The sequence below is a fragment of the Massilia mucilaginosa genome, assembly GCF_011682145.1.
Classification (GTDB): domain Bacteria; phylum Pseudomonadota; class Gammaproteobacteria; order Burkholderiales; family Burkholderiaceae_D; genus Telluria_A; species Telluria_A mucilaginosa.
On sequence record NZ_WHJH01000253.1, the window covers coordinates 1 to 356 of the forward strand.

1 pseudogene is annotated in these 356 nt (G+C 52.2%); it reads right to left on the bottom strand.

Going from position 1 to position 356, the window contains the following annotated elements:
• Positions 1-189: pseudogene (locus tag F2P45_RS35880) on the bottom strand (hypothetical protein); the annotation flags it as partial.
• Between the last annotated feature and the right edge of the window lie 167 nt (positions 190-356).

Here is a 356-nt window from a genome sequence, read left to right on the forward strand (position 1 = left end):
CGCAACGCCGCCATACGTCCCCTTAGCCACTTTGACTTTCCTTAGCACCGTGTAGGTGAACTCGGCTGGCGGGACGCCAGCGAAAAAGCAGAAATTGTTCGGATCGGACTGTGGCGCCGCCTCTTCCGCCGCAGAGGCGGTATTGAGGAAGGCAAGCGAAAGGAGGCAGCAAAGCGAAATTTTATTCATGTTGAGGTGTGGCTTTCGTTAAATTTTAGTGCAAATTGGCAATATTTCGGTGCAGGGAGCGAGTATGAGCTGAAATTGGCAATTCATCAATACGGCGTGTTATCGTTCTGCGCCACGTTGCGCATCTGGTTGACGTGGAATGGGCGCAATGAGCTTGGGAGGATGTT